General features: G+C 62.9%; 5 protein-coding genes. 2 read left to right on the top strand and 3 right to left on the bottom strand.

All coding sequences use genetic code 11. From position 1 onward, the window contains the following. Nucleotides 1–100 precede the first annotated feature (100 nt). Nucleotides 101–1,432: an ABC transporter substrate-binding protein gene (locus tag X743_RS146785; RefSeq protein ID WP_023767544.1), complete on the bottom strand. Its 1,332-nt coding sequence runs from the start codon at nucleotides 1,430–1,432 to the stop codon at nucleotides 101–103. A 421-nt stretch (nucleotides 1,433–1,853) separates the two neighbouring features. After that, nucleotides 1,854–3,044 (bottom strand): helix-turn-helix domain-containing protein, encoded by a 1,191-nt coding sequence (locus X743_RS146780; RefSeq protein ID WP_023767545.1) that lies wholly within the window; start codon nucleotides 3,042–3,044, stop codon nucleotides 1,854–1,856. Between the two features lie 668 nt (nucleotides 3,045–3,712). Here X743_RS146780 and X743_RS146770 point away from each other — a divergent pair. Next, nucleotides 3,713–4,804, top strand: a complete 1,092-nt coding sequence (locus X743_RS146770; protein ID WP_023767547.1) for a 3-deoxy-7-phosphoheptulonate synthase — start codon at nucleotides 3,713–3,715, stop codon at nucleotides 4,802–4,804. Nucleotides 4,805–4,851: 47 nt separating this feature from the next. Here the strand turns inward: X743_RS146770 and X743_RS146765 are convergent, their stop codons facing one another. Next, nucleotides 4,852–5,487, bottom strand: coding sequence for a LysE family translocator (locus tag X743_RS146765; RefSeq protein WP_023767548.1), 636 nt, complete (start codon nucleotides 5,485–5,487; stop codon nucleotides 4,852–4,854). A 146-nt stretch (nucleotides 5,488–5,633) separates the two neighbouring features. Between X743_RS146765 and X743_RS146760 the strand changes: the two genes are divergently transcribed. Further along, nucleotides 5,634–6,332: a YafY family protein gene (locus X743_RS146760; RefSeq protein WP_023767549.1), complete on the top strand. Its 699-nt coding sequence runs from the start codon at nucleotides 5,634–5,636 to the stop codon at nucleotides 6,330–6,332. The last annotated feature ends 163 nt before the right edge of the window (nucleotides 6,333–6,495 follow it).

Here is a 6,495-nt window from a genome sequence, read left to right on the forward strand (position 1 = left end):
GCTTCGGTCACTTTAAAAACGTCTCTGTCATGAAATTTATCTGAACCGCGTCCCGTGCCAAGGTGGCACGGGGCGCTCGGCCTAGCTCGGGAGGAGCCGGTTACATTTTGCCATCGTCCTGGAACACCTGCGTCCAGTCCTTGACCAGGCCGTCAAGCGCATCCTTGGCCGAACCCTGGCCGGCGACGACATAGTCGTGGAAGCGCTTCTGCGAGGCCTGCAGCAGCGGGGCGTAGCTCGGCTCGGCCCAGAAGTCCTTCACGATGGCCATCGAGTCGAGGAAGGTCTGCGCATAGGGCTGGCTGGCCGGGAATTTCGGATCCTTCACCACGGCGTTCAGGCAGGAATAGCCGCCAAGCGACCACCACTTGGCCTGCACGTCCTTGTTGGCGAACCACTTGATGTATTTCAGCGCCGATTCCTGCTTGTCGGAATAGGACACCACCGAAATGCCCTGGCCGCCGAGCTGGGCAAACTGTTCGCCGTCGGGGCCCTTGGGATTGACGAAATAGCCGATCTTGTCGCCGCCGACATTCTCGTCCTTCTGCAGGCCTGGCCAGGTGAAGGCGAAGTTCATGTGCATCGCCACCTGGCCGGATTTGAAGGCATCGACGCCTTCGCCCATATAACTATTCGACGCGCCCGGCGGGGTGCAGCAATCATAGAGGGCCTTGTAGAGCTCCAGCCCCTTCACCGACTTGTCGGAATTGACGAAGCCTTCCATTTCGTAGGGCTTCTTCGGGTTCTCGTACTGGAAGCCGTAGCTGTAGAGCACGTCCATGGCGCCCATGGTGATGCCTTCGGAGCCGCGCTCGGTATAGATCGAGGCGCCATAGACGGTCTTGCCGTCGATCTGCCGCTTCTGGAAGAATTCGGCGATCTGCTTCAACTGGTCGAAGGTGGCCGGCGGGCCGAGATCCCAGCCATACTTCTCCTTGAATTCCTTCTGCAGTTCCGGCTTGGAGAACCAGTCCTTGCGATAGGTCCAGCCGACGACGTCGCCCATGGCTGGCAGCGCCCAGTAGTTCGGCGTGTTCTTCGGCCATTCCGAATAGCCGACGACGGTTGCCGGCACGAAGTCGTCCATGCTGATCTTCTCCTTGTCGAAGAAGTCGTTCAGCTTGACATAATGGCCGTTCTCGGCGGCGCCGCCGATCCACTGGCTGTCGCCGATGATCAGGTCGCACAGCTTGCCGTGCGAGTTCAGTTCATTGAGGAAGCGGTCGGCGTAGTTGGTCCACGGCACGAACTCGAATTTCATGCCGATGCCGGTTTCCTTGGTAAAATCCTTGGACAGTTCGACAAGCGCGTTTGCCGGGTCCCAGGCGGCCCAGCACAGCGTCAGATCTTCAGCGTGCGCGGCGTTCGAGACGGCTGTCGACGCTGATATCGCCGAGGTCAGTCCCAACGCCAGTTTAAAGCTCGATTTCATGCCTTCCTCCCATTTGCGAAACGCGCCCGGATGACGGTTTCAAGAGCCCTCAACCCCTCTCCTCAGGGGCCCAAACATGGCAGCGCCAGAGCACCGCGAATGTTTAGTAATTTGTTTAGTGATGCAATTTTTACTAAACAAGGCAAGCGAATTCGTTGCTGCGCCGCAGCATGACGATGGGCGCCTCATCTCCAGCGTGGCGCTGGTCGACCCCCACTCCGGCCCTTCGGGCCACCTCTCCCCCGATCGACGGGGGAGAGGAAGGGCGCGAGTTCGCCGACCTTGGCTTGTCCAGCCGATAGATAGGTAACACTTTGAACCGGATACATAGGTAACACTTCTCCGCTCTATTCGTCCNGGCTTGTCCAGCCGATAGATAGGTAACACTTTGAACCGGATACATAGGTAACACTTCTCCGCTCTATTCGTCCGCCGCAGCGCCAAGCGGTTTGGTTGGCGCGGCGCTGCGGCGGACGAGCTTCATGCGCCTCGTGTCGATGATGCCCAGGGGATGGGCATAGAAGGAAAGCGCCCATTGGCCATCCTCGGTTTCGGTGGCCGCGACCGCTTCACCGGCCAGCGTTTGCGAGACATAGATGAAGCCGCCATTCCATCGGATCTCGCCATTGTGGCGCACGTGGCGGACCGCGGCCTCGGCCGGATAATCGGGCTCGGGTGGCGTTCTTGGCATGAGGCGCTGTGAGCGGCGGTAATGCTGGGCTGGAGTGTCCATGGCCAGCGCCTCATGCGGTCGCTCCTCATTGTAGCTGCGCCGAAAGGCCTCGAAGGCTCGACCCTGAGCTGTTCTGTCGGCTTGCGGGTGCTTGGCCAGCGGCAGCATGGTCAGATGAAAGCGCTCATGGCGGCCGTTCTGCTGCGGCTTGCCGGGCGCGATCCGCTCCAGCACGATGCCAAGTTTGACGAAGCGCGCGGCAAGTGGCGTCAGCCCGGCGACGCCGGCCGACGCGAACGGCGGGCCATTGTCGCTTCTGAAGCGATCCGGCAGCCCATGCTCCTCGAACAACCGCTCGAACACCGGCCAGGCCTCGGCATCGGCCGTCGAGCCCGTTGCTTCCAGCGCCAGAAGATAGCGGCTTGACGCATCCATCACCGTCAAGGGCTCGCAACGCCGCTTGTCGCCGGTCGGGAACCAGCCTTTGTGGTCGCCAGTCCACACTGCGTTCGGTTCCTCGGCCGGCGGCCAGGGGCCGTTGCCGCAGGCCCGCAGCCGTGGCCGCTTGCGCGCGCCCACAAGCCCATGTCGTGCAAGGATGGCACCCGCCGTCGAAGCTGACGGCCAGCGCAGCTCGGGGGCCGTGCGCTTGAGCCGCGCCACGATCTTCTTGGGCCCCCACAGTGGATGCGTCTCCTTTGCCGCCACGATCCGTTCCACCAGATCCAGAGCCGTCGCCCGGCCGTGATTGAGCGGCGCCCGTGGCAGATCGCGCAAACCTTCCGGGCCCAACGCACGATAGCGACCAAGCCACTTGTAGCCGATCTTGCGAGAGATGCCGTAGGCCGCACAAATCTCGCTCATCGTCTCCTCACCTGCCAGGCAGTCCACAACAAACCGAAGTCGCTCGTCCATGATGCCAGTCTCTCGCCAAACCATCGCCGGTCCTCCCAGCGAAGGAGAAAACTGTCACCCATCCATCAGGTCCATTCTGTTACCTATCTATCCGGTTCGAACAGGCTCCTTCCTCTCCCTCCGGAGGGGGGCTAGCGTGGGCACACATTTGCTTCGGGCTCATTTTTGTGAGGCGAGAACGAAGCCGTCTACGATGGCGTNCTCCCAGCGAAGGAGAAAACTGTCACCCATCCATCAGGTCCATTCTGTTACCTATCTATCCGGTTCGAACAGGCCCCCTTTCTCCCCGTCACTATACGGGGAGAAATGCCCGGCAGGGCAATGAGGGGCAGCGCCGACTTTGATAGTTACATGGTTCGATTGAAGCCGGTGCTTTTCGCCCCCGTCCTATCCGTTGACGCAAGCGCCGCCCCTCACCTGCCTGCCGGCATCCTCTCCCCGTATAGTGACGGGGAGAGGGGCTCTCGCCAGCGATTTCGCCAACTCATCTACGGCACGTGACAAACGCCTCGGCTTCCACTATATGAGCCGCATGATCCACCTGACCGCCACCTATTGGTACTTTAGCAGCTCGCTGGCGGCGGGAGGATTGCGCTCGATCTGAAGATTGCAGCAACAATATCCGAACAGCCGCCAGACCTGGCGGCTTTTTTGTTTCAGCCGGCAGGTTCCCAAAAAAGGAGCAGAAAGCCGTGTTGACCACCACAGACGACCTTCGGGTCAAGGAAATCCGAGAACTGAGCACACCCGACCAGGTGATGCGGGAAATCCCGCGCACGCTGACGGCGACGCGCACCGTCAGCGCGTCACGAAACGCCATCCACGCCATCCTGAACGGGACCGACGACCGGCTGCTCGTCGTCGTCGGCCCCTGTTCGATCCACGATCCGGTCGCTGCGGTCGACTATGCCAGCCGTCTGGCGGCGCTGCGCGAGGCCCTGTCCGACCGGTTGGAGATCGTCATGCGGGTCTATTTCGAAAAGCCGCGCACGACGGTCGGCTGGAAAGGCCTGATCAACGATCCGGACCTCGACGGCAGCTTCAACATCGACAAGGGTTTGCGGATGGCGCGCAACGTCCTTTCGGCCGTCAACAATCTCGGCCTGCCGGCGGCGACCGAATTCCTCGACATGACCACCCCGCAATACATTGCCGACCTCGTCGCCTGGGGCGCGATCGGCGCGCGCACGACCGAGAGCCAGATCCACCGCGAGCTGGCATCGGGCCTCTCCTGCCCGGTCGGTTTCAAGAACGGCACCGACGGCAATCTCAGGATCGCCGCCGAGGCGGTGAAATCCGCCGCGCAGCCGCATCATTTCATGGCGGTGACCAAGGGCGGCCGCAGCGGCATCGCGACCACCACCGGCAATGAGGACTGCCATGTCATCCTGCGCGGCGGCGTTCAGCCCAACTATGACGCGGCGAGCGTCGAGGCGGCTAGCGTGGAACTCGCCCGCATCGGCGTCGCACCCAGGCTGATGATCGATGTCAGCCACGCCAACAGCTCGAAGAAGCCGGAGAACCAGCCCAAGGTGGCAGCGGATGTCGCGGGGCAGGTGGCGGCGGGTGACGAGCGCATCGTCGGCGTCATGATCGAGAGCAATCTCGTCGCCGGCCGGCAGGACGTGGTGGCAGGCAAGCCGCTCGTCTACGGCCAGAGCATCACCGATGGCTGCATCGACTGGGCAACCACCGAGACCGTGCTGCACGGCCTTGCCGGCGCCGTCGAATGGCGCCGCTCGACACGCCGCGCCATGATGGAGAGCCGACCGGGCGCCGCTTGATCTGGCCGGGCACAAGGCAGGGCGGCGGTTCCCGATTCAGCCAGGGATCACGCCGTCCTCAGCCCTTCCCACGCGGTGAACACCGAGACCGCAAACAACAGCAAGCCGGCCGCCCGGCCGGCGAGAACGGTCGCCCGCGGATTGGCGATCAGAAGCTTGCGGCTGCGGCCGGCTGATATTGCGAGCCCGCCATAGATCGCGGCCTGGGTCAGGACCGTCATCAGGCCCATGATGGTCGCCTGCATCCAGATCGGACCATAATCCGGCTTCAGGAATTGCGGGTAGACGGCCAGCACGAAGAGGTAGGCCTTCGGGTTGATCAGGCAGGTCACGAAACCCTGGCGAAACGCCTTCCATGCGGAGCGGCTGCCGGCGGGCCCGTCATCACCGACGGTGATCGAACTGCGCATCAGCGTGATGCCGATGAAGGCCATGTAGGCGGCGCCGGCGATCAGCAGCGGCGTGAACAGGATCGGCACGAAATGCATGAGCAGGCCGACGCCGATGGCGCCGTTCAGCGTGTGCACCATGCCGCCGACCATAATGCCGCCGGTGGCGGCAAGCCCCCTGTCGCGTCCGCCGGTCAGCGCATTGGCTAGCACGAACAGCATGTCCATGCCCGGAACGGCTATGATGCCGAACAGGAGGATAAAGAAGAGCCAGAGATTTTCCGCATAATTCATGGATTTCCCGCATAATTCATGTCAGTTGCCCGTCGCCTCCTGACGGCGCACCGCAGAGGAATTGTTGATTTCAACCCGATAGGCAGTCCTATAGGTCAACCCAACTGACGATGGTGTGTCAGTTGCGATCGGAGCCGGGTGAGAAAATGCGCAAGGCGTCACGCCTGTTCGAGATCATCCAGATCCTGCGGCTGGCGCGGCAGCCGGTGACGGCGGCAATGATCGCCGCGCAGCTGGAAGTGACCATCCGCTCCATCTACCGCGACATTGCAGCCCTGCAGGCGATGCGCGTGCCGATCGAGGGCGGACGCGGCATCGGCTATGTATTGCGTCCCGGCTTCGACCTGCCGCCGCTGATGTTTTCGATCGAGGAGATGGAGGCGATCGTCCTGTCGCTGGCGCTGCTGGAGCGCACGGGAGACGACGAGCTCAAGCAGGCGGCCAAGCGTGTCGGCGCCAAGATCGCCGGCGCGGTGCCGCCACCTTTGCGGCAGACGCTCGATGCCAATGCGCTGCATGCGTGGGGGTTCGCCGCGCCCTCGGCCGGCACCATCGACCTGGCGCTGGTGCGCCGCGCTATCCGCGACGAGGAAAAGCTCGACCTCTCCTATCGCGACGAGATGGGCCGCGCCTCCGAGCGCCTCGTCCGGCCGATCGCGCTCATCTACTACGCCGAAACCGCCAACATCGTCGCCTGGTGCGAGCTGCGCCAGGCGATCCGCAATTTCCGCAGCGACCGGATCGCGGATTGCCAGCCGACCGGGTTGCGCTTCAAGGGCGAAGGCGACCGCTTGCGGCAGGTCTGGGTCAACGGCTGGGAGGCGAACGCTCCGGTTGGCGGCTGACGCGATTTCCCTTCTCCCCCTTGTGGGAGAAGGTGGATCGGCGCGTTAGCGCCGAGACGGTTGAGGGGTGTTCCAGCGGAATGAGACGCTGGCGTTCCCTGGAACACCCCTTGTGTCTCTCGAATCATGCATGATCGGGCTGACGGGTGACCCGGGTCATGAC

Source organism: Mesorhizobium sp. LNHC232B00 (assembly GCF_000502435.1).
In the GTDB taxonomy this organism is placed as follows: domain Bacteria; phylum Pseudomonadota; class Alphaproteobacteria; order Rhizobiales; family Rhizobiaceae; genus Mesorhizobium; species Mesorhizobium opportunistum.